Consider the following 23424-nt stretch of genomic DNA (forward strand, 5'->3'; position numbering starts at 1 on the left):
CACATGGAAGCGACTCAGGTATCGGGGGATACATGTTTTTAGCGCAAGAAATCATTCGTAAAAAACGCGATAACCAGACACTGTCTGATGCCGAAATTGCGTTTTTCGTACAAGGCATTAGCGACGGCTCTATTTCAGAAGGCCAGATCGCAGCCTTTGCCATGACCATCTTTTTCAATGAATTGTCCATGTCTGAACGTATCGCTTTAACCTGTGCGATGCGCGATTCTGGCCGCGTGCTCAATTGGGATGCGATGAATTTTGGTGGTCCGGTGGTGGATAAACACTCCACTGGTGGTGTGGGTGATATGACCTCACTACTCCTTGGCCCAATGGTCGCCGCTTGTGGCGGTTTTGTACCAATGATCTCAGGTCGAGGCCTTGGTCATACCGGTGGAACCTTGGATAAGCTTGAAGCGATTCCAGGTTACAATATCATGCCAAGTAATGATGTTTTTGGCCAAGTCACCAAAACAGCGGGGATTGCTATTATCGGTCAAACGGGCGATCTCGCACCGGCGGATAAGCGTCTTTATGCGACCCGTGATGTGACTGCAACCGTGGATAATATCTCGCTGATTACCGCGTCAATTTTGTCGAAAAAATTGGCGGCGGGTTTAGGCTCTTTGGTGATGGATGTCAAAGTGGGCAGTGGCGCCTTTATGCCAACCTACGCTGACTCCAAAGCCTTGGCACAATCTATTGTTGATGTGGCAACGGGGGCGGGCACGCCAACTACGGCGCTGCTGACTGATATGAACCAAGTGCTGGCATCGAGCGCGGGTAATGCGCTTGAAATCGCCGAAGTGGTTGCATTCCTCACCGGCCAATCGCGCAACCCGCGTTTGCAGGCGGTGACCTTTGCGCTTGCCGAAGAGATGCTGGTCAATTCAGGTTTGGCGAGTTCACTTGCTGAAGCGAATGCGAAATTGCAGCACAGCTTGGATAGCGGTTTGGCGGCAGAGCGCTTTGGCAAAATGGTTGCTGGTCTCGGTGGCCCAACTGACTTTATGGAAAAATCCGAGCAATACTTAGATAAAGCGCCAATCATTCGCCCAGTGTTTGCTGAGCAGCAAGGTTTCGTGCACAGCATGGATACCCGCGCGCTGGGAATGGCCGTGGTTGGTTTGGGCGGTGGTCGCCGCGTTGCGAGTGACAGCATCGATTTTGCAGTGGGTCTTAACCAATGCATTACCTTGGGTCAGCAAGCCGATTCAAACACCCCCTTGGCAATGGTTCATGCGCGCACTGAAGCGCAATGGCAACAAGCGGCGCAAGCTGTGCGTGATGCGGTTGTGCTTGCGGATAGTGCCCCTGAGCAATTGCCAGAAGTTTATGAGCGCATTGTACCGCAGGCGGTTTAACCCCTGAGTTGATGCGGATTTGATAGATTTGATGGATGGCAATGATTGATTGTCATCATGTGCAATCAAGCGCAGCATTGGATCATCAACTTAATTTTGTTGCTTTTGATGAGCGCATTAAAAGCAGCTGGAACATCGAGTGCCTCAATTGAGTGAGGCTACGGAGTCTGTGATGAAACGTGCCATTATTCTTGTTTTGGATTCATTTGGTATTGGCGCCACGGAAGACGCAGTAAAATTTAATGATGTGGGTGCAGATACCCTCGGCCACATTGCTGAAGCTTGCGCTGCGGGCCGTGCGGATACCGCTGAGCGTCAAGGTCCATTGTCTTTGCCAAACCTATCTAAATTAGGTTTAGGTCATGCGGCGATGGAGTCGACGGGTCATTTTCCTCAGGGCTTTGATGCCAATTGTGAAGTGATTGGTGCCTATGGCCATGCCAAAGAGATCTCTTCAGGCAAAGATACCCCATCAGGTCACTGGGAAATTGCAGGTGTGCCTGTACTGTTTGATTGGGGCTACTTTACTGAGCACCAAAACAGCTTCCCACAAGAGCTGCTTGATCGCATTGTTGCGCGTGCTAATTTGCCTGGTTACCTCGGCAACTGTCATGCCTCTGGTACGCAAGTCTTGGATGATTTGGGTGAAGAGCATATGGCGACGGGTAAGCCAATTTTCTACACCTCTGCGGACTCTGTATTCCAGATCGCTTGTCACGAAGAAACCTATGGCCTTGAAAAGCTGCTAGAGCTTTGCCATATCGTGCGTGAAGAGCTTGAAGGCTACAACATCGGTCGTGTGATTGCGCGTCCATTCATCGGCCCGAAAGCGGGTGAATTTGCTCGTACCGGTAACCGCCGTGACCTTTCTGTTGAGCCGCCAAGTGCCACTGTATTGCAAAAGTTGGTGGATGAGCGCCAAGGCGAAGTGATTTCCATTGGTAAGATTGCAGATATCTATGCCCAGTGCGGGATCACCAAAAAAGTGAAAGCGACTGGTATTGAAGCGCTATTTGATGCGACCAAAGTGGCCATCGAAGAAGCGGGTGACAACAGCATCGTGTTTAGTAACTTTGTTGATTTTGACTCTGCTTATGGCCACCGCCGCGATGTGGCTGGTTATGCCGCTGCACTTGAATATTTCGATGGCCGTTTGCCTGAAATTCTTGAAATGCTGCAACCTGACGATGTGCTGATTATCACTGCTGACCACGGCTGCGATCCAACTTGGGTGGGCACCGATCATACCCGTGAGCACATTCCAGTATTGGTTTATGGCCAACATATTCCAGCCGGCTCTTTGGGTCGCCGCGAAACCTTTGCTGATATTGGTCAGTCACTGGCAAGTTACTTTGAAACCTCAGCCATGGACTATGGCACAAACTTTTTACCTGTAAACAAGTAATACGGACAGACGGGACGCGCAGCGCGCGTCCATGTTTCTCTCATAATCAAGAAGGAATAGAACATGGCTACTCCACACATTAACGCTGAACTTGGTGATTTTGCTGACGTTGTATTGATGCCGGGCGACCCGCTTCGTGCAAAATACATCGCTGAAACTTTCTTAGACGATGCCAAGGAAGTGTGTAACGTACGTGGCATGCTTGGTTTTACTGGCTCTTACAAAGGTCGCCGTATCTCTGTGATGGGTCACGGTATGGGTATCCCATCTTGCTCTATCTACACCACTGAGCTGATCAAAGACTTTAACGTGAAAACGCTGATTCGCGTGGGTAGCTGTGGCGCAGTACGTGATGATATTCATTTGCGTGACGTGGTGATTGGTATGGGCGCATCAACGGATTCTAAAGTAAACCGTATGCGTTTCGGTGGTCACGATTTCGCAGCGCTTGCTGATTTTGATTTGGTGAACAACGCGGTTCAAGCAGCCAAAGCCAAAAAGATCAACGTGAAAGTGGGTAACCTTTTCTCAGCAGATCTGTTCTACAACCCTGATTTTGAGTTCTTCAAAACCATGGATAAGTACGGCATCTTGGGTGTTGAGATGGAAGCTGCGGGCATTTACGGTGTAGCGGCTGAGTTTGGCGCCAAAGCACTGACCATCTGTACTGTGTCTGACCACATCCTTCGTGGCGAGCAAACCACTTCAGAAGAGCGTCAAACCACCTTTAACGAAATGATTGAGATCGCGCTAGAATCGATCCTATTGGCTGACGCCTAATATCTAACTTCACTTTCGCTTGTATTTCAAAGCCCAAGAGCACGCTCTTGGGCTTTTTTTGTTTTCGAGCCATTCTCCTTTGGGCTAAGCTAAGCTGTAGAACAATAAGCAAAAAGAAGGGGGGACCATGTCAATATTTGGCATGGCGAAAGGCTATGGTTTTCGCTATAGCCTGTTACTACTGAGCTGCTGTACTTTTATCGTGAGCGCGCAAATGAATCCTTGGGCGCAGCAAAAAACCGTCAGCGCAGGTCAAACACAAATATTTGGTCAATATGCGGGTGGCTGTATTCAAGGCGCCCATGAGTTGGCGCAGCAAGGGGCGGGTTATCAGGTGATGCGACCGGCGCGCCAGCGCTATTTTGGCCATCCCGATCTTATCGATTTTATTGAAACCTTAGCGGCAACCATGCAAAACCAAGGCTATGGCGATGTATTGGTGGGCGATATGGGCATGCCTCGCGGTGGCCCCTTTCAATATGGTCATCGCTCGCATCAAACTGGATTGGATGTGGATATCTGGCTGCGTTTAGGCGAGCGCCCATATAGCCGAAGTGAGCGTAATCAAGTCAGTGCAATTTCGATGATTGATGTGGCCAAGCAACGTGAAAATTTTGATGCTTGGGGACAAGCGCAGGGCGATCTCATCTACTTTGCGGCGCAGGATGAGCGAGTTTCGCGTATTTTTGTGCATCCCATTATCAAGCAGAGCTTGTGTAAAATGAGCTGGCCAAATCGCGCATGGCTTGCCAAAGTGCGCCCTTGGTGGGGGCACAATAGCCATATGCATGTGCGACTCAGCTGTCCCAAAGACAGCCCTGATTGCGTCAACCAAGCGCCAGTGCCTGCGGGGGAAGGTTGCGGTTACGAGCTCTACTCTTGGCAGCCTTTGGTACAAGAAAAGCCGAAAAATGACAGCTTAGCGCCTAAGCAATATAAGCCAAGGCCAAAGCCGCCAGCTCAGTGCCAAACCTTGCTTCAATAATCACTTATATTTTAAATGCGTTTGATTTTGCTATAAAAAACCATCATGCATTATGAATGATGGTTTTTGAATTGAGGTTAATGCAAATTTTACAGTGTAACGATAATGAACGTTAACTCGCCCATTTTTTATACACTATACTTGCTTTTAGAGATCGATTATGACTTGATTAAAGAAAACAACACCGCCATATTCACCGAATAAATTAAAAGCTGAAAAAGTCACATTGCCTTTCTGCTGTAATAAGGCAAAGTTATTTTTTTCGTGAATTACTTTGTATGTGTCTGTGTTACTTTTTCTTTTATGAAAAACTTCAAATGCTCCTGAACTCGAACCGTATCTGATTTGTTTTTGGCTAATTAATATTTGCTTAGCATTGGTGTCATATAAAAAGCTAACGAAAAAAAATCCATTATTTTCAGTATTTATAATGTACTCCATATACCGCACGTCAGTTTCTTTAATTTTTGATGCAGATAGCTCGTTATATCCTAACCAATAGCCATTCCATTTTCCGGCATCATCAAAAATTGACTCCACGGCATTGTAAATATTAATTTTAACTTTTTCTCTATCGGGCACTTTTAAGTGTTTTACTGTGCCGTTAATTAAATTTTTAATACTATCGTCTACAGCGGAATACTCACTTACAGCATGCGCGGTAGAAGATAAAAACATCATAATTAAAATAAGTAAATTCTTCATGTAATCCCTTGCTGGTTGTTTGGAAGATAAATAGTCTTATATTTTTCATGCGTTGTATGATGAATATAAAAATATGTCGTGTTTCAGCTATGTAGTCTTTCTTGAGCGGAGAGGCCTGTGCCTCGAATTGTGCTCTGGCGCTAAATAAATGGTGTAAAAATATTTTTCGCGTAAGCGCAGTTAGCCGCCATTGTTATTTATAACGGATGATCGCTTTCATTGTTATAAATAACATCAAAGTGAGCTTGGCCTCACTTGATTAAGCTGATGATGTGTAATGCGTATGGTTAAAAAGAGATACGTGCCGTAGCACGTATGTAGCAAACGTTGTTGCGTACAGGGAAGTGCGAAGTGGAAACACTAGGTTTGGCAGCTGCGGTGACTAGCTACAATATAAACGCGGACTGAGTTGAATCGAGCAATATAGAAAACTAAATTGCGGTCTAAAACACACAAAAAAACGCGCAAATGGCGCGTTTTTTAATGAGCAAAGCTTGAATCAAGCGAGGTGATTATTCTGCAAGCCCTTGCAGTTTCACGTACTTGTCAAAGAGCTGCGCTTCACTTTCGACATGCTCTGGGTCAACCATAATGCAGTCGATGGGACAAACGCTCATACAAGTGGGTTTGTCATAATGCCCTTTACACTCAGTGCATCGCTCTGGCTTGATTTCATAGATCTCTTCGCCAAAGAAGATTGCTTGATTGGGACATTCTGGCTCGCACATATCACAGTTAATGCATGTGTCTTTGATTTTTAATGCCATAACGAAAAAAGATCAAATCAGGTCGAATCGCTTCTTCATGAAACGATATGAACTTATGCGAGAAGCTCGCGCTTTCGACTTTATCACTCCGATAAAGCCTGCCATCTCGAATAACGAGGCGCGCAGTGTATCACAGACCACTTAAAATCCAATGGCTGTAGCGATTGCCCAAAGCCAATGCTTGTGTTTTGCCTCACCTTTTCCTTGGCTGTGGTTTGTGCACCGCTAAAATTATGGCATGCTGAAAATCATCTTGAACAACGGAGCCTGACAATGCATTCATCAAGCGAGTTATTGGCAAGTGAGTCGGCGAGTCATTTGGGGCGTGATGTGGAACGTCATTTGGACTGCCATCTAGAAATAGATGAGCGAGCATTGCACCTACTAAAAAAACGATCGCGCCAAGGTAAAGAGAGTTTGAGCTATTATGAGCAGCTCTATTTGTGCTTTTGGGCGGTGGATTACTCACTGGAACATCATGGTGATTTAAGCGTGGCTGATGATTTTGAGCCCAATGCCGTGATTCGTTTTTTTGCTTTTGCACAGCAGCAAGGTTGGCCCAATTGGCAGCAGGTGGAACAAGCGATTGAGGAGCAGCAGCTTCGCGCATGTCACATGCAACTGCAAGATAAGGCGGTTGCCTATTTTAATGGGCAATTTGCCTAACTCTTTTTCACCGATTGGCTTAAACCGTTGAAACCAGCACGTTTCTTGATGAGCGTGCTTTTTTTATGCCTTGGCTTAAGCGTTTTTGACTGCATATCACGTTAATTTTATGTGAACTTAAATCTCATTTTTGAAAACTTACGATGCGCATCTAAGATCTATTGTTCTTTCAATCAATTAGACTGAGCGTTTTGAGAACTGGAGTTTATAAATGAGAGGGCGCTTCGGCTAATTTGTTGTTTTAATGAAATTCATTGATTACATTGCTTTTTTTGTCTTGATGTTATTTTTCGCACTATGCTAAAGAGCACATCCGGTACCTTGATCTATCCATTGGGTTAGTGCGTTACAACGCCAAGAAATTATGCAACAAATCATTGACATCTATTGTATGGGTGGCCTTCCAGCCGTGGAGCACCCGCACCTTGCCTACCATGCGGTAGACGCTATGGCTGAGCTGCCCACGCAGCGTCATGGGATCTTGGTGCTCAATTTGCCTGCCTCTCAGCAAGACTCTTGGCTACAAACCTGGCATCAGGCGAAACGCTTTTATGGCTGGTTGATCTTTGTGGTGAATGAAAGCCGTTATAGTGATGCCTTGGCCGATGGGCTTTGGTTGCCAGAATCAGCGCTACAAGCTTGGCAGCGTTTACAGGCCAATGCGGAACAAATCAAAGTGGCTGATCCTGAGCCATTGCTGGCTTGGCTGTGGCTGGGCGATCATCGCCGTTTATTGCCCGTGGCTGAGCACCAGTCCGATAGCTTGTATGTCTATCCTTTGCTGCAAGCCTTGCAGCCAGAGCGAGACAATCTATTTCACTTCTTAGCTCAAGAAACCAAGCGTGGCCTCCTTGCATCCGAGCAGGTTTTTGATCGCATCCGTCAATGTAACCAATGCCACAGTTCACACCTGAATTACTTTGAATCTTGCCCCAGCTGTTTAAGCCCAGATGTGGACGCGCGTGTGTCATTGCATTGCTTTACCTGTGGCCATGTCGGCGTACAGAGCAGCTTTCTGCGTGCGGGTGGTTTGAGTTGTCCCAATTGTTTGACCCAGCTGCGCCATATCGGCGTGGATTATGATCGCCCCTTAGAGACGCATCACTGTAATAGTTGCGATTTGGACTTTGCCGAAGCTAAAACCCAAGTGCGTTGCATTCGCTGTCAGCGAGTGAGCGGCGTGGATGACCTGATCAGTCAGCGGGTCTATAGCTATCGCATTGGTGAGCAGGGACGTCATCTGCTGCGCCACGGTTCAGTGCTTAGCGCGCCGACCTTGGCGCTCAATGGCAATGTGGATGCCAGTTTCTTGCTCAGCCTGCTGCAATGGGAAAATAAACTCGCGATTCGCCATCAAGATCACCATTTGCTTTTAGCGCTGCATTTTCCTGAGCTATTGGCTTACGGCCAGCAGCAAGGTCAAGCGCGGATGTTTGCTTTGGTTGAGCAGATCACTTCTCGGCTCAATGGTCTGCTGCGCAATACCGATGTCTGCTGTCAGTATCAAGACGACTTATTACTGATTTTATTGCCGCGCACGCCGCTGGCTTCACTTGAAGTGCTGCAAGGTAAGATCACCCAGCTTTCAGAGCAGATTGAGATAGAGGATTTTACGCTGCGCGTTGCAGCTTGGACGCTGCCAGATAAAAGCTTGCACGATGATGCCAAGGTTTGGCTGCAAAATAAGCTCGTGGATTTTTATGTGGCAGGATAGCTTGCTCTTTGCTCAGCTGATTTGGGAGAACATTAAAGTTCACCAAGTGCTGCTGATTGTGCTGATGCCAATGTGGCTGCTCATTGAGTTGCCACTTTTTCTATTGGTGCAAACCGGTATTTTTCGTTGGGCCTATGCTCGTCCAACGCGTGAGAGCCAGGTGCGGCCACTGCACTATCCCAGTATTAGTTTTGTGATCACTTGCTACGGTGAAGGGGATGCTATTGGTATCACCATTGATACCTTGGTAGAGCAGGTGTATCCCGGTGCTATTGAGGTGCTCGCCGTAGTTGATGGCGCGGTGCAAAACCAAGATACCTATGCCGCCGCAGTGGCCGGTGTAAAGCGGCATCAAAATCGACCACTGCGTCAGATGCGGGTGATTCCCAAATGGCAGCGAGGCGGTCGGGTCTCCACGCTCAATGCGGGGCTATCTGAAGCCAAACATGAGTTGGTGATCAATGTCGATGGCGATACCTCCTTTGATAACACCATGGCACTGGCCATGGCGCGGCAATTTGAAAATCCTCGCTTACTTGCCTGCGGCGGCGCGTTGCGCGTGCGTAATTGGCGGACCAATATTCTGACGCGAATGCAGTCGCTGGAATATATGTTGTCGATGCAAGCGGGTAAAACTGGCATGGCGCGCTGGGGGGTGTTGAATAACATTTCAGGCGCGTTTGGCGCATTTCGTAAAGAGACGTTGCGTCAATGCGGTGGCTGGGATACCCATACCGCAGAGGATCTTGACCTCACCATGCGCCTCAAACAATACAAACGTCGTTATCCGCAAATGAAGTTGGGTTTTGAACCTCATGCCGTGGGGCATACCGATGTGCCAGATACGGTCAAAGGATTGATCATGCAGCGCCTGCGCTGGGATGGCGATTTGCTGTTTCTGTTTCTGCGCAAACATCGCATGGGGCTCACCCCTAAACTATTAGGTTGGGGCAATTTTCTTTTCATCTTGGTCTACGGCATTTTGCAAAATGTGTTGCTGCCCTTGCTGGTGGTGGGTTATCTGATTTTTGCTTTTATCAGTTATCCCGTTGGGTTGGTGCTGGGTATCTCGGCGCTGCTCTATGTGATGTATTGCTTGATGAGTGCTGTGAGCTTCGTGATTTATCTTAGCTTGGTCTCAGAGCGCTGGCGAAGTGATTTAGGCATGGCTGGCTGGCTTTTGGTGTATCCCTTATATCAATTTTTGATGCGTTTAATTACCGCCTTTTCCATGGTCAATGAAGTGGTGCGACGCAGTCATGAAGAATCCAGTATGGCCCCTTGGTGGGTGCTCAAACGAGGCAAACGCTTTTAACTATGAACGTTGAATTATGAAAGTAGAATTTCATCTCGATAAACAAAATGATCCCACGCGCGATCAGGGCACCAAGGTGGCCTATGGCCAAGCTAAGCGCGGCGGCTATCGCCTGCGTTGGTATTTACTACTTGGGTTGATTCTCAGCCCCATTTTGGTGTTGCTCTATTTTTTCTATCGCAACTTTGTGTTGGTGATCGCCCCCGGCATTGTCTCTTCTGAGCCCTTAGTCTTGCGCGCGACCCACGATGCAGTGGTGGTATCGATGCTTGATAAATCCATCACGCAAGTGAAACCACAAGAGCTATTACTGAACCTGAAAAATGAAGTCTTAACTGCTGAAGTAGGTTACCTACAGCGTGAGTTAGATGGTTTGAAGGGGGATAAAGAGCATTCTACTGCGGTGGATTTACAGCTATTTAAGCAGGCAATCTATGAAGCGCGCGCCAATTTGCGCTCTGTTGAAAAGCTGAAAAAGCAGTATGACAGCTATAAAAAGCAGGGCAGTGTGTCGAGTTTGGACTATTCAGCCATGCTTAATATGTATGCCAGCGCGAAGCAGGGGCTAAAGCAAGCGCAGATCGATTATGACCGTGCCGTGAGTGAAAATACGCGCGTCAAAGTGGCAGGGCCAATTATTCAAGAGCGTCGTCAGTTGCGCCAGCAATTGGTACGCAAACAAGCTGAGATGGCGAGTTTGCAGGTTTACAGCCCAGTGGCTGGTTTTGTGGTGGAGCGTTTGGTGGTCAAAGGCCAGCGCGTGCGTACTGGCGATCCATTGATTGCAATTACCACCCTTGAGCAGCCTAAAGTGATTGCTTACTTGGATGCCAAATATCTCAAAGATGCTGTGGTCGGCAATCAAGTGACGGTGATTTTTCCAGACGGTGAGCGCTTTGCCGCCTATGTTTCCGAGCCGACTGAAGTGGCGAGTAAATTACCTAGCCAGTTGGCGAAACCTTTTGAGGGAAGTCCGGCATTATTGCGTGTGACCTTGACCCTTGAGAAGCCTTTGACTTGGGGGCGTTGGGTTGAAGGCATGCCTGTTGAGGTGCAGTTCTAATCATTGTTGTATTGCGCCGCAGGTAATGCACTGCACCTGCGTAAAATTGCGATAAAAAAAGTCCCGCATTGGCGGGACTTTTTATTGCAGCATTTATGATTGCAACATTGTCGAGTCTACCTCGACTGAGATTCTGTCAATCGCTTACGCTGTTTGTGCGTGTGGATTACGAGTATCTTCGCCTTGATTGAGGTTGCGCATCAATAGTGCGTACTCAAGCTCGATATCTTCCGGTACCGGAATAAACACGAAGTGGCCATTGCCTTTGGCGCTATCCACCGCTTCACTCTTGCGGTTTTCCATTTGCTCGAGAATAAAGGTGACATTGCCCTTAGGGGTCATCAGTTCAAGGCTATCGCCAATCACAAACTTGTTCTTCACTTCCACTTCAACCAAGTTACCACGGCGTTTGCCGGTGAACTCACCAACGAACTGTTGGCTGTCAGACACAGAATAACCATAGTCGTAGTTTTGGTAAGCATCATGGGTGTGACGACGCAGGAAGCCTTCGGTATAACCGCGGTGTGCCAAACTCTCAAGCGTGGTCATCAAGCTTGGATCAAATGGTTTGCCTGCAACGGCATCATCAATGGCTTTACGATAAACCTGAGCGGTACGTGCGCAGTAGTAAAATGATTTGGTACGGCCTTCGATTTTGAGTGAGTGCACGCCCATTTGGGTCAAGCGCTCAACATGCTGAATGGCACGAAGATCTTTAGAGTTCATGATGTAAGTACCATGCTCATCTTCAAATGCAGCCATTAGCTCACCTGGGCGTTTGCTCTCTTCAAACAGCATCACTTCATCGGTTGGTTTACCCATACCAATGGTGGTGTCTGGACGCTCAGGCAGCACTTCAATCACTTCAGCGCCATGGTTGGCAGCGCTTGCTTGTGGATTGGCTTCGACAATTTGACCGGTTTCGTCTTCTTTACCTTCATGCACTTTGTAATCCCAACGACAAGCATTGGTACAGGTGCCTTGGTTTGGATCGCGCTTGTTGATATAGCCAGAAAGTAGGCAGCGACCTGAGTAAGCCATGCAAAGTGCGCCGTGAACGAAGACTTCAATCTCCATCTCAGGGCATTGCTCACGAATCTCTTCGATCTCTTCAAGGGATAACTCACGTGAAACGATGACACGTTCAACGCCTTGCTGCTGCCAGAATTTCACCGTTGCCCAGTTCACAGCGTTGGCTTGAACGGATAGGTGAACCGTCATCTCTGGGAAGTTTTCACGCACCATCATAATCAAGCCAGGATCGGACATGATCAGTGCATCAGGGCCCATTTCAACAATTGGCTTGAGGTCGCGAATAAAGGTTTTTAGCTTGGAGTTGTGCGGCTGAATGTTACAAACCACATAGAACTTTTTGCCCTGTGCATGGGCTTCATCGATACCGATTTTTAGGTTTTCGTGGTTGAATTCGTTATTGCGCACACGCAGGCTGTAGCGTGGTTGGCCGGCATAAACAGCATCGGCGCCATAAGCAAAGGCGTAACGCATGTTTTTCAAGCTGCCAGCCGGAGAAAGGAGTTCCGGAATAAACATAGCTCGTATCTTCTTGTGTCTGATTATAAGTCAGGAGGCTGACACCTAATGCCAGCAAATGTGGCGCGATTCTACGTCAGTTTGATGGTGTTGCAAAGTCGTGCGAGGTTGACGCCGTGCATCAAGGGAGAGAATCGATATAAAAAACGCCGCAAGTGCGGCGTTATCAATCGATGGTTTTAAGCGAGAAACTTATTCTGCACTGCCTTCAAGGCCGCCCACTTCAGTAAAGAGGTTTGGCAAAAAGGCGGCGAGCTCGCCACACATCAAGGAGAAATCAGCATCAAGCTGCGCGGCGCGATCTTCATTGAGATCGTCATTGCTGCTGATTACTTCATCGCTAAATTTGAGACGTTTGACGCTGAGATCATCACCAAGCATAAAGGTCAGTTTTCCTTGCCAGTCGATGGCCACTTTGGTGACGAGTTTGTTGGCCTCGATATGGGCATGAATTTCATCGCTAACCAAGCCTTGTTGCTTACAACGAATCACACCGCCATCTTCTTCAAGGGCTTTGAGCTCAGCTTCTTCACCGAGAATAAAGCCAAGTGGCAAGTTGCCTGAGCGCACCCATTCCGTCATGGTGAGTTCAACGGGCTTTTGCGCAGCAACTGGAACCACTGGCAAGCTACCCATAGATTTACGAAGCAGCGCCAGCAGATCTTCTGCTTTTTTGCTGCTGCTCGCGTCAACCACCACCAACTGCTCTTTGGGTAAAATCAGCGCGCGGGTTTGGCTAAAGCGGCTAAATGCGCGTGGCAACAGCTGCATCATGATCTCGTCTTTGAGCGTCTCTTTCTCTTTTTTGGCAACGCTACGACCTGATGCTTGCTCGACAGCTTCGATTTTTTCCTGCAGCGCATCGTTAATGACCGATGCTGGAATCATCTTCTCTTCTTTTTGCGCGCAAACCAAAATGTTGTCGTTTGCCACATGGGTCATCATGTCGCCGTTTCGACCCAAGGCACTGATCCAGCCAAATTTTTGTTTGTCTTGGCTGCCACATGGCGTAAATCGGTACTCTGCTAGTTGTTGCTCAATGGTATCGGCGTTGAGGGCGATCTCACGATTAAAGCGATACACCAACAAATTTTTAAACCACATCTCTGTCACTCACTTTGGGTTCGAATTGAGGGCGACATCCTAAAGCAAAGAAAAATGAATGTCCTTGCTTTTAGCGGTCAGTTTTTTCAAAAAAAAGTCAGCGTCTTAAAATTTGAATGACGCCGCCCAAATTTATTGGCTTTTGCTTGCTTTTTTCGTTGGCGGATGCGGGGCAAAATGTGACAATTTGTTTTCAGGTGCCACAAAAATGTCATAAAGAAAAACCATAATGCATCGCGTAATCGAACAACAAGGCGAGTTAAGTTCATGGCAAGACGAATTTTAGTAGTTGAAGATGAAGCACCCATTCGCGAGATGTTGTGCTTTGTGCTCGAACAGAACGGCTATCAAGCAGTGGAAGCAGAGGATTATGATAGTGCGCAGGCGCAATTTTGCGAGCCCTATCCTGAACTAATTATTATGGATTGGATGCTACCGGGTGGTTCTGGCATCAATCTGATAAAAAACCTCAAACGTGATGAGCATACCCGTCATATTCCTGTGGTAATGCTAACTGCGCGCGGTGAAGAGGAAGATAAAGTGCGCGGCTTGGAAGTGGGCGCGGATGATTACATCACCAAACCATTTTCACCCAAAGAGCTGATGGCGCGCTTAAAAGCTGTGATGCGCCGCGCTTCACCGACCGCACTTGATGATGCTATTGAGGTGCAGGGGCTGCGTTTGGATCCTGTGTCCCATCGCGTGACAGCGCATGAGCAGCCGCTGGATATGGGGCCCACCGAATTTAAATTATTACACTTTTTTATGACCCACCAAGAGCGCGTATACAGCCGTGAGCAGTTGTTGAACAATGTGTGGGGCACCAATGTCTATGTCGAAGATCGCACGGTGGATGTGCATATTCGTCGCTTGCGTAAAGCCTTGGAAGGCGGTGAGCATGACCGTTTGGTGCAAACCGTGCGCGGCGCGGGTTATCGTTTTTCTACCAAACTTTAAGGCGGGAAGGGCCAGCTATGTTAGAGCAATTGTCATGGAAAAGGTTGGCATGGGAGCTGGCTGGATTTTATTTTCCATGGCTGCTGATTGGTTGGTTTTTTGGCGGCATGGCTTGGTTTTTAACCATCGCCACCGTTATTTTGCTGCTTTGGCACTACCATAATTTGCTCAAACTGTCGCGTTGGCTCTGGCAAGAGCGGCGCTTAACACCACCTGCTGCGGGGGGCTCTTGGGAGCCGATTTTTAACGGCATCTACCGTTTGCAGCAGCGTAACCGTCGTCGCCGTCGTGAGTTGGGTAATCTGATCCGTCGCTTTCGTAATGGCGGTGAATCACTACCCGATGCGGTGGTGGTCTTTCATGGCGACGGCACCATTGTTTGGTGCAATAAGCTGGCGCGTCAGCTTCTGGGTTTTCAATGGCCAGAGGATGCAGGCCAGCATATCTCCAATCTCATTCGCCACCCCAAATTTGTCAAATACATCAGTCGCCAGCGCTTTAGTCAGCCGCTGGAGCTGCCATCACCGATCAATCAAAACCGCATTCTAGAGTTTCGCACCATGCCCTATAGCGAGGGCGAATATTTGATGGTGGTGCGTGATGTGACGCAGCTGAAACATTTGGAAGGGATGCGCAGCGGCTTTTTTGCCAATGTCTCCCATGAGCTGCGCACGCCCATGACGGTGCTGCAAGGTTATCTTGAGATGGCTAAAGAGCCGGATGTGCTGCAAGGCCCGATGTGGACCAAAGCGCATACGGTGATGATGGAGCAGCTGAGCCGCATGAATAGCTTGGTGGGGCAGCTGTTGACCCTATCCAAAATTGAAGCAGCGCCAATGATTGAATTGGACCAAGTGGTGAATGTACCGGCGATGCTGGATATTCTTGAAAAAGAAGCCACCACGCTGAGTGGTGAAAACCAGCACCGTTTGCGCTTTGAGGTGGATCATACCTTGGCGACCTTGGGCGATGAAGATCAGCTGCGCAGCGCCATCTCTAACTTGGTATATAACGCGGTGAAATACACGCCACCACGCGCTGAAATTGAGGTCCGCTGGTTTGATACCTTAAGTGGTCCGCGTCTTGAGGTGAATGACAGTGGTGAAGGGATCGCGCCGCAGCATATTCATCGTTTGACCGAGCGTTTTTATCGTGTCGATAAAGCGCGTTCGCGTGAAACGGGTGGTAGTGGTTTGGGTCTCGCGATTGTGAAACATGCGCTCAATCACCATGACGCCACACTTGAGATTCGCAGCCAAGTTGGTAAGGGCAGTAGCTTTGCTTTTACGCTGCCAGCCCGTTTACGCCAGCGCATTATTGATGCAGAGCCCATCGCATCTGAGGCGATTGACGATCGTTCAGATCATATCGGTGAGGCACCTCGCTCGTGAGTGCTTACTGTCGCCAAAATTTGCAGATGCGAAAGGCTTTCGCATTGAAGGCTCCGTTATTTGCCGCGGCGTTATCAATGCTGTTGCTATTGATGATGTTATTCGTTGCCACAAGCCAAGCGCAGGCAAATCCCACGTCCTCTGACAATAGCGTCACGACAAATACGGCACAAAGCGTTAAAAAAATACCGGGGATCACCGGTAATCTTTCTTCAGTTGGCTCAGATACGCTTGCCAATATGATGACTTATTGGGGCGAGGCGTTTTCTCGGCGCTATCCCAACGTCAACGTGCAGATTCAAGCGCCTGGTTCTTCCAGTGCGCCGGTTGCCCTGCTTGAGGGAACGGCGCAGCTTGGACCCATGAGTCGTCCGATGAAAGCCAAAGAGATTGAAGTCTTTGAGCAGCGCTTTGGTTATCCGCCTACTGCCATTCGTGTGGCCATTGATGCCATGGCGGTATTTGTGCATCGCGATAACCCTATCGAGGGGCTGAGTATTCAGCAAGTGGATGCGATTTTTTCAAATACCCTGCGCTGCGGTGAAACTGAATCTATTGAACGTTGGGGACAGTTGGGTTTAACCGGTGACTGGGCGGCGATGCCGATTCAGCGCTTTGGCCGCAATTCTGTGTCTGGCACCTATGGCTACTTTAAAACCCGCGCGCTTTGCCAGGGCGATTTTCGCACCAATGTGAATGAGCAGCCTGGCTCGGCATCTGTGGTGCAGTCTGTATCGACCTCGGTGAATAGCATTGGTTATTCAGGTATTGGTTACGATGCTTCTGGTGTTCGCGCTGTGCCTATTGCCAATAAAGAGGGGCAATATATTGCGGCGACGGCCAATAATGCAAGCTTGGGGCATTATCCACTGGCGCGTTTTCTTTATATCTATGTCAATAAAGCGCCTGATCGTGCGCTTGATCCGCTGACCGCTGAATTTATTCGTTTTATTTTGTCGAATGCGGGTCAATCTATTGTCACTAAAGAAGGATATATTGCGCTGCCCAGCCGTGTTATTGCGGCGGATTTAAAGCGCTTGGGTTTATCGTTACAGAAGAATTAATGTGCAGACAGAATCGATAGGGGCGGGCTTTTTGAGGCTTTTATTGATTCATAGCGAATTGATTTATTCAGCATGGGACATATGCATAAAGTTTGTGGCTCTTGCATGAAAGGGTAATGAGCCATCTATTGAGGTAATGGGAATTCATGGCATCAACTGGCGCCGAGCTGTTGCAGGGAGATCGACTGCGACGAATTAAGGATAAATTGGCCACTGCCTGCGTGACTGCGGGCGGTATGCTGGTGCTTTGTACCTTGATGCTCATTTTTGGCTATCTCCTATACGTGATTGCGCCTTTGTTTCGCGGTGCCAATATCACGCTGCAGCAGCAAGTCGCAGCGCCCATGGTGGTGGATTACGCCAGTTGGGATGAAAATGCCAAGCAAGGGTGGGTGTTCAATCATCAAGGCGAGGTGATGCGTGTTGATTTAAGCGCTGCTCATTTTGCCCAGCCTCTTGCTCGCGCGCACCTCAATCAAGCCGCGCAGGGAAACCGTTACTTTTCCGCTACCGAACATGCCTATCCCTTGTATGGCTATAGCGATGCGCAAGGTGAGTTGCAGCTCTTTACTTTACTTTGGCAAAACCAAAAGATAGAGATGCGACCGCTGCCGAAAGTGCAGTTACCCATTTCGCAGCTCACGCATTTCACCATGGCGCTTCGCGAAACCGATGTGGTGCATCAGTTTATTTTGACTGTGGTGGCGAGCAATGCCACAAGCTTAGTGGTGCGCTCAGGTTTATTTGATAGTGAACTCGACACTGTGGCTTGGGACTCCTCACTACAAATGCCGCTCAGCGATGCCCCCATCGGTTTGCATGTGAACTATACCGGTGAGCAAATTGATGTGTTGAGCGCAGATCAACTGCTACGCATTGACCCGCATTTAAAGCTGATTCAGCAAGTGAGTTTTGCGGAAGTGCCCAAATTGCTGTTTGCCCAAAATAAACCCGCGCAATATAGCCCGACGCCTGTGAATTTACCGCCTGCCATTGGTATGCAGCTTTTAGCGGGAGAGTCATCGATTTTGATTCGTCATCAAGATGGCACTATCTCGCAGTGGTTTGAATTGGTGCATGACGGGCATCGTCAGCTGCATTTGATTCGTCAATTTAAGATGGATGCGGCGGTGCAAGGCATCGTTGCTGAGCCTTATCGTAAAAGCTTTGCCGCTGTTGATGGTAAAGAATTAGCACTGTTTTATACCACCAGTCCAAAAGCGCTAATGAGCACTTCGCTTTGGGATTTAGGCGCGTTTGAACAAGGGGTATTTAGCCACAATGGTCAGCAGCTTTGGCTGTTGGGTGCGCAGCAGTGGCAACTGTTATCTGTTTATAACCCGCATCCTGAAATTAGCTTCTCGGCGCTGTGGCAAGAGGTGTGGTATGAGCACTATCCCAAGCCGGATTATGTCTGGCAGTCCACCGCCGCTGATGATATCTACGAGCCTAAAATCAGCTTAGTGCCGGTGATTTTTGGCACGCTAAAGGCGGCATTTTATGCGCTGCTCTTTGCGGTGCCTATTGCCTTGGCTGGCGCCATTTATACTGCGTTTTATATGTCTGCGCCCATGCGCCGCGTGGTGAAACCTGCCATTGAAATGATGGAAGCGTTGCCGACGGTCATTCTGGGCTTTTTGGCGGGGCTTTGGTTAGCACCTTTGATTGAGCGCAACCTACCGGCGGTGTTACTGCTTTTGGTGCTGTTTCCGCTCAGTGTGCTGGTGACCGGTTTTCTTTGGCATCGCCTGCCTAGCCGCTGGCGCAATCAGATGCCGTCAGGGTTGGATGCCATTGTCTTACTGCCCGTATTAATCGCTGTTGCGGCATTGGCGTTTGCTTTGAGTCCGTGGCTTGAACAGCTGTGTTTTGGCGGTGATATGCGCGTGTATCTCACGGATCATTGGGGCATTGGATTTAACCAACGAAATGCCTTGGTAGTGGGGATTGCCATGGGATTTGCGGTGATCCCAACGATTTTTACGATTGCCGAAGATGCGATTTTCTCGGTGCCGCGCCATTTAGTGCATGGCTCCTTAGCACTTGGCGCCACGCCTTGGCAGACTTTGGTGCGGGTGGTGTTACTCACTGCAAGCCCGGGGATCTTTTCGGCGGTGATGATGGGCCTTGGCCGCGCTGTGGGTGAAACCATGATCGTGCTGATGGCGACTGGGAATACACCGATTATGGAATGGAACGTGTTTGAAGGATTGCGAACGCTCTCTGCCAATATCGCCATTGAGATGCCTGAGTCTGAGGTGGGCAGCTCACATTATCGCGTGCTGTTTTTATCTGCCTTTGTGCTCTTTATGTTCACCTTTTTGTTTAACACGCTCGCTGAGCTGGTCCGCCAGCATCTGCGTAAAAAATATAGCAATATGTAGGAGTGGCGATGCGACAGTGGATGCGAACAGGTGCGCCGTGGCGCTGGCTCAGTGCCGGCGCAGTTGCCGTCAGCTTAATTGCGGTATTTGGCTTACTGTGTCTGATTGGTTGGCGCGGCCTCAGCTATTTTTGGCCCGCACCTGTGTATCAATTTGAAATTGAACAAAATGGTGTGGTGCAGGTGGTCATTGGTGAAGTGTACCAAGTGCAAACCGTGCCTTCGGTGCGTAGTCAGGATAGTCGTCCGCATCGACAAAAGCGCTTGTTGGTCAAAATTGGCAATCGTGAAATATTTAAGCGTGACTTTATCAATATCAACCAAGATCAAATCCTATCCAAACATACGCCCATTGCTCTGGCGGAAATTGAGCGCAGCCAAAATGGTACCTTTTATGGTTTTCCTGAAGCCTTAATGGTCAATGACGTGCTGTTGCCGAAAAAAAGCTTAAATGAGGATTTGGCGCTTACCATGTCGCGCAATGAAGCCTTGCGTGAGCAAATTGAAGCTTTGCAGCAAGAGCAAATTGCCAGCATCAACCATGAGCTTGAAAGTTTGCGCCTTGAGCAGCGCCGATTGACGCTGGCAGGTGAGCAGGGCGGCATGATTTGGCGACAAAATGAGATTAAGCGAGAAAGCTTAAAGCGTCGCTATCAAGCGCTGGTGGCGGAGCTTAATGTACTTAACCGTGCCCTGCATGAATCTCAACTTTTAGTACGTGATATGCGCGGTCAGCTCGTGCCCATCGCCATGGCCGATGTGTTGTCGCTGTGGTATCCCAACCATATGAGTACTTGGCAAAAATGGCAGCATTGGGGCAAGCAAGCGCTGCGGTTTATCAGTGAAAATCCGCGCGAGGCCAATACCGAAGGTGGGGTGTACCCTGCGATTTTTGGCACCGTATTTATGGTGCTATTGATGACGGTGTTGGTGACCCCACTTGGGGTAATCTCGGCCATTTACCTTCATGAATACGCGGGTAAAAATCTACTGACGCGGATGATTCGTGTGGCGGTGATTAACTTAGCTGGGGTGCCATCCATTGTTTATGGCGTCTTTGGCTTGGGCTTTTTTGTCTATTTTGTCGGCGGTAATATCGACAAGCTCTTTTATCCTGAAGCGCTGCCAGCGCCGACCTTTGGTGCACCTGGCGTGCTGTGGTCCGCCTTTACTTTGGCGCTGTTAACCATGCCCGTGGTGATTGTTTCCACCGAAGAGGGCTTATCACGTATTCCCAGCGCGCTGCGAAATGGCTCTTTGGCGCTTGGCGCTACCAAGGCAGAAACCATTTGGCGTATCGTATTGCCCATGGCGACACCAGCGATTATGACGGGCTTGATTTTGGCAGTAGCGCGCGCCGCGGGCGAGGTGGCACCACTGATGCTGGTTGGGGTGGTGAAGATGGCGCAAAGCCTGCCTGTGGATAGTTATTTCCCCTATGTGCACCTTGATCGAAAATTTATGCACTTGGGTTTTCACATTTATGATTTGGGCTTTCAGAGTCCCAATGTGGAAACCACACGACCTTTGGTTTACGCCTCGGCATTTTTACTGGTGACTGTGATTGTCAGTCTCAATTTGGTCGCGATTGGTTTGCGTAACCGTCTGCGTGATAAGTATCATGCTTGGCAGCACGATTAAGGTGGCTGAGATGAAAGGATATGGTGCATTCCGCTGTATGAGGAGAGTTTCACGATAATGAGACCGTTATCCCCCTATATTGGCCCCAAGCCGATCCCCGATGTAGCCAGTTTAGAAGAGAGCGAAATTGCACTGAGCATTCGTGACTTTAGCTTGCACTATGGCCAGCAGCGGGCACTGAATCAAATCAATATGTCCATTGCAAAGGGGATGGTGACCGCATTTATCGGTCCATCGGGTTGTGGTAAATCCACCTTGCTTCGCGCCATCAACCGAATGAACGAAGTGGTTGAAGGCTGTAAGAGCCAAGGCGAAGTCTTGCTACATGGGCAGAATATCTATGATCCTGCGGTGGATGTGGCTGCACTGCGTCGCCGTGTCGGTATGGTATTTCAGCGCCCTAATCCTTTTCCAAAATCAGTCTATGAAAATGTGGTCTATGGCCTGCGTTTGCAGGGCGTGCGAGATAGTCGCGTGCTGGATGAAACCGTGGAGCGTGCGCTTCGCGGTGCAGCGCTCTGGGATGAAGTAAAAGATCGACTTCATGATAATGCATTGGGCTTATCGGGCGGCCAGCAGCAGCGCTTGGTGATTGCTCGCGCCATTGCCATTGAGCCAGAGATTTTACTACTCGATGAACCGACATCGGCGTTGGATCCGATCTCCACGCTGACCATTGAAGAGCTAATCGACGAGTTAAAATCCAACTATACCGTGGTGATCGTGACCCATAACATGCAGCAAGCTGCGCGCGTATCAGATTATACGGCGTTTATGCATTTGGGCGAGCTGGTGGAATATCGCGATACCAACACACTATTTACGACGCCGCGTCAGCAGCAAACCGAAGATTATATTACTGGCCGTTATGGTTAATCGGCAGTGAATATTGGTGAATTAGCAAGTCGGCCACAATGTGTCAGTTGAGTAAAAGGCATGGATAAAAATTTAATCAGTCGTCATATTTCAGGTCAATTTAACGTTGAGCTTGAGAATATTCGCACCCATGCACTGGCCATGGGCGGCTTGGTTGAGCAGCAGCTTGGCGATGCCATGCGCGCGCTTGAGAAAAAAGATATGAGTCGCGCACAAAAGGTGAGTCAGCGCGATCATAAGGTCAATGCCATGGAAGTGGCCATTGATGAAGCTTGTACACGCATTATTGCCAAACGCCAGCCCACCGCTAGCGATTTACGTTTGGTGATGTCGATTGTTAAAGTGATCACCGATTTAGAGCGGATTGGTGATGTTGCGAACTCCATTGCCTTGATGGTGCAGCGCACGGATTACAGCAAACCACGGATTGATGTGGCGCTGACCCCCTTAGCTGAGCTAGCAGTAAAAATGCTACACCAAGTGTTGGATGCCTTTGCGCGAATGGACGTGATGGCGGCGATTCGGCTTTACCACTTTGATAAAGAGATTAATCAAGCCTACAAGGTCATTGAAGATAGCCTCGTGAGCTGTATGATGCAGCATTCTGAGCGCGTCCCTCAGGCCTTAGAGATGATGTGGGCAGCGCGCGCCATTGAGCGTGTGGGGGATCGCTGTCAGAATATTTGTGAATACATCATCTACTTTGTAAAAGGCAAAGATATTCGCCATTGCGGTAGCCAGAATCTAGAAAAGCTGCTTGATCTTTAAATCGAGTATGACTTGTGAAATGAGCGCCCTCGCTAGCTCCCTTTAGAATGGCGAATTGGGCGCTTTTTTATTTGATTCTGCTTTTTATTTGATTCAACTTGGTTTACTCGTCACGAGCTAACACTAGCGAAGAGCTGAAACCACAGCTTGAATTGCCTCGGACGAGGTCACTGGAATGGCAAAATCATCGCAATCGGCTTGGCCCATGGTCGCCTGAGTTTGATGAAATTGCATATTGCTATTACGCATGGTTTTCCCCGATAGATGCAGCTCAGTGACGCCGGTTTGCGTCACAATCTCTTTGGCATTGTTGGCATTCACGCCTGCGCCGGCCATGATATCCAGCCGCCCTTTGGCTTGCTCAACCATGGCTTTGAGTGTGTTGATACCAAGTGCCGCATTTGCTGCTTGACCTGATGTAAGTATGCGCTCACATCCAAGTTCGATGACTTGTTCAAGCGCCCCTTGCCAGTCACGGCAATGGTCAATGGCTCGGTGAAAGGTAACCCCCATGCCCTGCGCGGCTTTCATCAAATCGCGGCAGATCGTCATATCAATATCACCCTGAGCGGTGAGCGCACCAATCACCACACCGGCAAGTCCGGCTTGTTTGGCGGCATGGATATCAGCCAGCATGATTTCAACATCAGCATTGATAAAAAGAAAATCGCCCTGACGCGGACGGATCATCGCATAGCAGGGTAGATCAAATCGTCCCGCTTGCTGCATTAAGCCATAGCTTGGGGTGAGGCCACCTAGCGCCAGTGCCGAGCAAAGCTCAATGCGCTGCGCGCCGCCTGCTTTGGCAAGAGGCAGGGATTCCATACTGTCGGTGCAAACTTCAAGGGTTTTAATCATCGCTTATTCTCGTGGTTTGATGCGTTGCTGCGAATTTGATCGCACTTATAACATAGCGAGGAGGGTG

19 protein-coding genes and 1 pseudogene are annotated in these 23424 nt (G+C 48.8%); 15 read left to right on the forward strand and 5 right to left on the reverse strand.

The genetic code is table 11. The features are described from left to right. The first annotated feature begins 32 nt into the window (after positions 1-32). From deoA to mepA, 4 genes are all read left to right on the forward strand, one after another. Positions 33-1364 carry a thymidine phosphorylase gene (gene deoA / locus L9P36_RS03240; RefSeq protein ID WP_237464872.1) on the forward strand — a complete coding sequence of 444 codons (1332 nt, stop codon included), beginning with the start codon at positions 33-35 and terminating at the stop codon, positions 1362-1364. A gap of 172 nt (positions 1365-1536) precedes the next feature. Beyond that, positions 1537-2769 carry a phosphopentomutase gene (locus L9P36_RS03245; protein WP_237464874.1) on the forward strand — a complete coding sequence of 411 codons (1233 nt, stop codon included), beginning with the start codon at positions 1537-1539 and terminating at the stop codon, positions 2767-2769. 63 nt (positions 2770-2832) lie between these two features. Continuing rightward, a complete protein-coding gene (gene deoD / locus L9P36_RS03250; protein WP_237464876.1) occupies positions 2833-3549 on the forward strand; it encodes a purine-nucleoside phosphorylase in 717 nt (238 codons plus the stop codon). A gap of 127 nt (positions 3550-3676) precedes the next feature. Beyond that, complete coding sequence (gene mepA, locus L9P36_RS03255; protein WP_237464877.1) at positions 3677-4534, forward strand: penicillin-insensitive murein endopeptidase; 858 nt, start codon at positions 3677-3679, stop codon at positions 4532-4534. A gap of 147 nt (positions 4535-4681) precedes the next feature. Here the strand turns inward: mepA and L9P36_RS03260 are convergent, their stop codons facing one another. Together L9P36_RS03260 and L9P36_RS03265 are read right to left on the reverse strand one after the other, a co-directional pair. After that, positions 4682-5239, reverse strand: coding sequence for a hypothetical protein (locus L9P36_RS03260; protein ID WP_237464879.1), 558 nt, complete (start codon positions 5237-5239; stop codon positions 4682-4684). A 512-nt stretch (positions 5240-5751) separates the two neighbouring features. Beyond that, a complete protein-coding gene (locus tag L9P36_RS03265) occupies positions 5752-6006 on the reverse strand; it encodes a YfhL family 4Fe-4S dicluster ferredoxin (RefSeq protein ID WP_237464881.1) in 255 nt (84 codons plus the stop codon). 273 nt (positions 6007-6279) lie between these two features. Here L9P36_RS03265 and L9P36_RS03270 point away from each other — a divergent pair, with 273 nt between their 5' ends. The 4 genes from L9P36_RS03270 to L9P36_RS03285 all read left to right on the forward strand — a co-directional run bounded on the left by L9P36_RS03270 (position 6280) and on the right by L9P36_RS03285 (position 10764). Next, positions 6280-6672: a hypothetical protein gene (locus tag L9P36_RS03270; RefSeq protein WP_237464883.1), complete on the forward strand. Its 393-nt coding sequence runs from the start codon at positions 6280-6282 to the stop codon at positions 6670-6672. A 364-nt stretch (positions 6673-7036) separates the two neighbouring features. Continuing rightward, entirely contained in the window at positions 7037-8386 is a 1350-nt protein-coding gene (locus L9P36_RS03275; RefSeq protein ID WP_237464887.1) for a TackOD1 domain-containing metal-binding protein, read from the forward strand. Continuing rightward, the gene (locus L9P36_RS03280; RefSeq protein WP_237464888.1) at positions 8373-9701 is read left to right on the forward strand and encodes a glycosyltransferase family 2 protein; all 1329 of its coding nucleotides are present in this window, start codon (positions 8373-8375) and stop codon (positions 9699-9701) included. Before L9P36_RS03275 ends, L9P36_RS03280 begins: the two co-directional genes overlap by 14 nt. A 16-nt stretch (positions 9702-9717) precedes the next feature. Further along, a complete protein-coding gene (locus L9P36_RS03285) occupies positions 9718-10764 on the forward strand; it encodes an HlyD family secretion protein (protein ID WP_237464889.1) in 1047 nt (348 codons plus the stop codon). A gap of 144 nt (positions 10765-10908) precedes the next feature. On the opposite strand, the gene trhP is transcribed toward L9P36_RS03285, so the two are convergent. Further along, positions 10909-12315 (reverse strand): prephenate-dependent tRNA uridine(34) hydroxylase TrhP, encoded by a 1407-nt coding sequence (gene trhP / locus L9P36_RS03290; RefSeq protein WP_237464890.1) that lies wholly within the window; start codon positions 12313-12315, stop codon positions 10909-10911. A 192-nt stretch (positions 12316-12507) separates the two neighbouring features. Next, positions 12508-13419, reverse strand: coding sequence for a recombination-associated protein RdgC (rdgC, locus tag L9P36_RS03295; RefSeq protein WP_237464892.1), 912 nt, complete (start codon positions 13417-13419; stop codon positions 12508-12510). 267 nt (positions 13420-13686) lie between these two features. Between rdgC and phoB the strand changes: the two genes are divergently transcribed. The 7 genes and pseudogenes from phoB (at position 13687) to phoU (ending at position 22499) form a co-directional block, all read left to right on the forward strand. Continuing rightward, positions 13687-14376 (forward strand): phosphate regulon transcriptional regulator PhoB, encoded by a 690-nt coding sequence (phoB, locus tag L9P36_RS03300; protein WP_237464894.1) that lies wholly within the window; start codon positions 13687-13689, stop codon positions 14374-14376. A gap of 17 nt (positions 14377-14393) precedes the next feature. Continuing rightward, positions 14394-15680: pseudogene (gene phoR, locus L9P36_RS03305) on the forward strand (phosphate regulon sensor histidine kinase PhoR); the annotation flags it as partial. 164 nt (positions 15681-15844) lie between these two features. After that, positions 15845-16831 carry a PstS family phosphate ABC transporter substrate-binding protein gene (locus tag L9P36_RS03310; protein WP_435532757.1) on the forward strand — a complete coding sequence of 329 codons (987 nt, stop codon included), beginning with the start codon at positions 15845-15847 and terminating at the stop codon, positions 16829-16831. Positions 16832-16977: 146 nt separating this feature from the next. Continuing rightward, positions 16978-19215, forward strand: a complete 2238-nt coding sequence (locus tag L9P36_RS03315; protein ID WP_237464898.1) for an ABC transporter permease subunit — start codon at positions 16978-16980, stop codon at positions 19213-19215. 8 nt (positions 19216-19223) lie between these two features. Further along, positions 19224-20855 (forward strand): phosphate ABC transporter permease PstA, encoded by a 1632-nt coding sequence (pstA, locus tag L9P36_RS03320; protein ID WP_237464900.1) that lies wholly within the window; start codon positions 19224-19226, stop codon positions 20853-20855. 57 nt (positions 20856-20912) lie between these two features. Continuing rightward, on the forward strand, positions 20913-21731 hold the full coding sequence (gene pstB, locus L9P36_RS03325) for a phosphate ABC transporter ATP-binding protein PstB (protein ID WP_237464902.1): 819 nt from the start codon (positions 20913-20915) through the stop codon (positions 21729-21731). A gap of 60 nt (positions 21732-21791) precedes the next feature. After that, positions 21792-22499 (forward strand): phosphate signaling complex protein PhoU, encoded by a 708-nt coding sequence (gene phoU / locus L9P36_RS03330; RefSeq protein WP_237464904.1) that lies wholly within the window; start codon positions 21792-21794, stop codon positions 22497-22499. A 123-nt stretch (positions 22500-22622) separates the two neighbouring features. Here the strand turns inward: phoU and L9P36_RS03335 are convergent, their stop codons facing one another. Next, positions 22623-23357, reverse strand: coding sequence for a copper homeostasis protein CutC (locus L9P36_RS03335; RefSeq protein WP_237464907.1), 735 nt, complete (start codon positions 23355-23357; stop codon positions 22623-22625). Positions 23358-23424 lie beyond the last annotated feature (67 nt).

The organism is Vibrio stylophorae, assembly GCF_921293875.1.
Classification (GTDB): domain Bacteria; phylum Pseudomonadota; class Gammaproteobacteria; order Enterobacterales; family Vibrionaceae; genus Vibrio_A; species Vibrio_A stylophorae.

Excerpts from the sequence above, each read along its gene's own strand:
- rdgC (WP_237464892.1), bottom strand. The coding sequence starts at position 13,419 with ATGTGGTTTAAAAATTTGTTGGTGTATCGCTTTAATCGTGAGATCGCC.
- L9P36_RS03285 (WP_237464889.1), top strand. The coding sequence starts at position 9,718 with ATGAAAGTAGAATTTCATCTCGATAAACAAAATGATCCCACGCGCGAT.
- L9P36_RS03280 (WP_237464888.1), top strand. The coding sequence starts at position 8,373 with ATGTGGCAGGATAGCTTGCTCTTTGCTCAGCTGATTTGGGAGAACATT.
- mepA (WP_237464877.1), top strand. The coding sequence starts at position 3,677 with ATGTCAATATTTGGCATGGCGAAAGGCTATGGTTTTCGCTATAGCCTG.
- L9P36_RS03310 (WP_435532757.1), top strand. The coding sequence starts at position 15,845 with ATGCTGTTGCTATTGATGATGTTATTCGTTGCCACAAGCCAAGCGCAG.
- L9P36_RS03275 (WP_237464887.1), top strand. The coding sequence starts at position 7,037 with ATGCAACAAATCATTGACATCTATTGTATGGGTGGCCTTCCAGCCGTG.
- trhP (WP_237464890.1), bottom strand. The coding sequence starts at position 12,315 with ATGTTTATTCCGGAACTCCTTTCTCCGGCTGGCAGCTTGAAAAACATG.
- L9P36_RS03260 (WP_237464879.1), bottom strand. The coding sequence starts at position 5,239 with ATGAAGAATTTACTTATTTTAATTATGATGTTTTTATCTTCTACCGCG.
- L9P36_RS03245 (WP_237464874.1), top strand. The coding sequence starts at position 1,537 with ATGAAACGTGCCATTATTCTTGTTTTGGATTCATTTGGTATTGGCGCC.
- pstB (WP_237464902.1), top strand. The coding sequence starts at position 20,913 with ATGAGACCGTTATCCCCCTATATTGGCCCCAAGCCGATCCCCGATGTA.
- pstA (WP_237464900.1), top strand. The coding sequence starts at position 19,224 with ATGCGACAGTGGATGCGAACAGGTGCGCCGTGGCGCTGGCTCAGTGCC.
- L9P36_RS03335 (WP_237464907.1), bottom strand. The coding sequence starts at position 23,357 with ATGATTAAAACCCTTGAAGTTTGCACCGACAGTATGGAATCCCTGCCT.
- L9P36_RS03265 (WP_237464881.1), bottom strand. The coding sequence starts at position 6,006 with ATGGCATTAAAAATCAAAGACACATGCATTAACTGTGATATGTGCGAG.
- L9P36_RS03270 (WP_237464883.1), top strand. The coding sequence starts at position 6,280 with ATGCATTCATCAAGCGAGTTATTGGCAAGTGAGTCGGCGAGTCATTTG.
- phoU (WP_237464904.1), top strand. The coding sequence starts at position 21,792 with ATGGATAAAAATTTAATCAGTCGTCATATTTCAGGTCAATTTAACGTT.
- phoB (WP_237464894.1), top strand. The coding sequence starts at position 13,687 with ATGGCAAGACGAATTTTAGTAGTTGAAGATGAAGCACCCATTCGCGAG.
- deoA (WP_237464872.1), top strand. The coding sequence starts at position 33 with ATGTTTTTAGCGCAAGAAATCATTCGTAAAAAACGCGATAACCAGACA.
- deoD (WP_237464876.1), top strand. The coding sequence starts at position 2,833 with ATGGCTACTCCACACATTAACGCTGAACTTGGTGATTTTGCTGACGTT.
- L9P36_RS03315 (WP_237464898.1), top strand. The coding sequence starts at position 16,978 with ATGGCATCAACTGGCGCCGAGCTGTTGCAGGGAGATCGACTGCGACGA.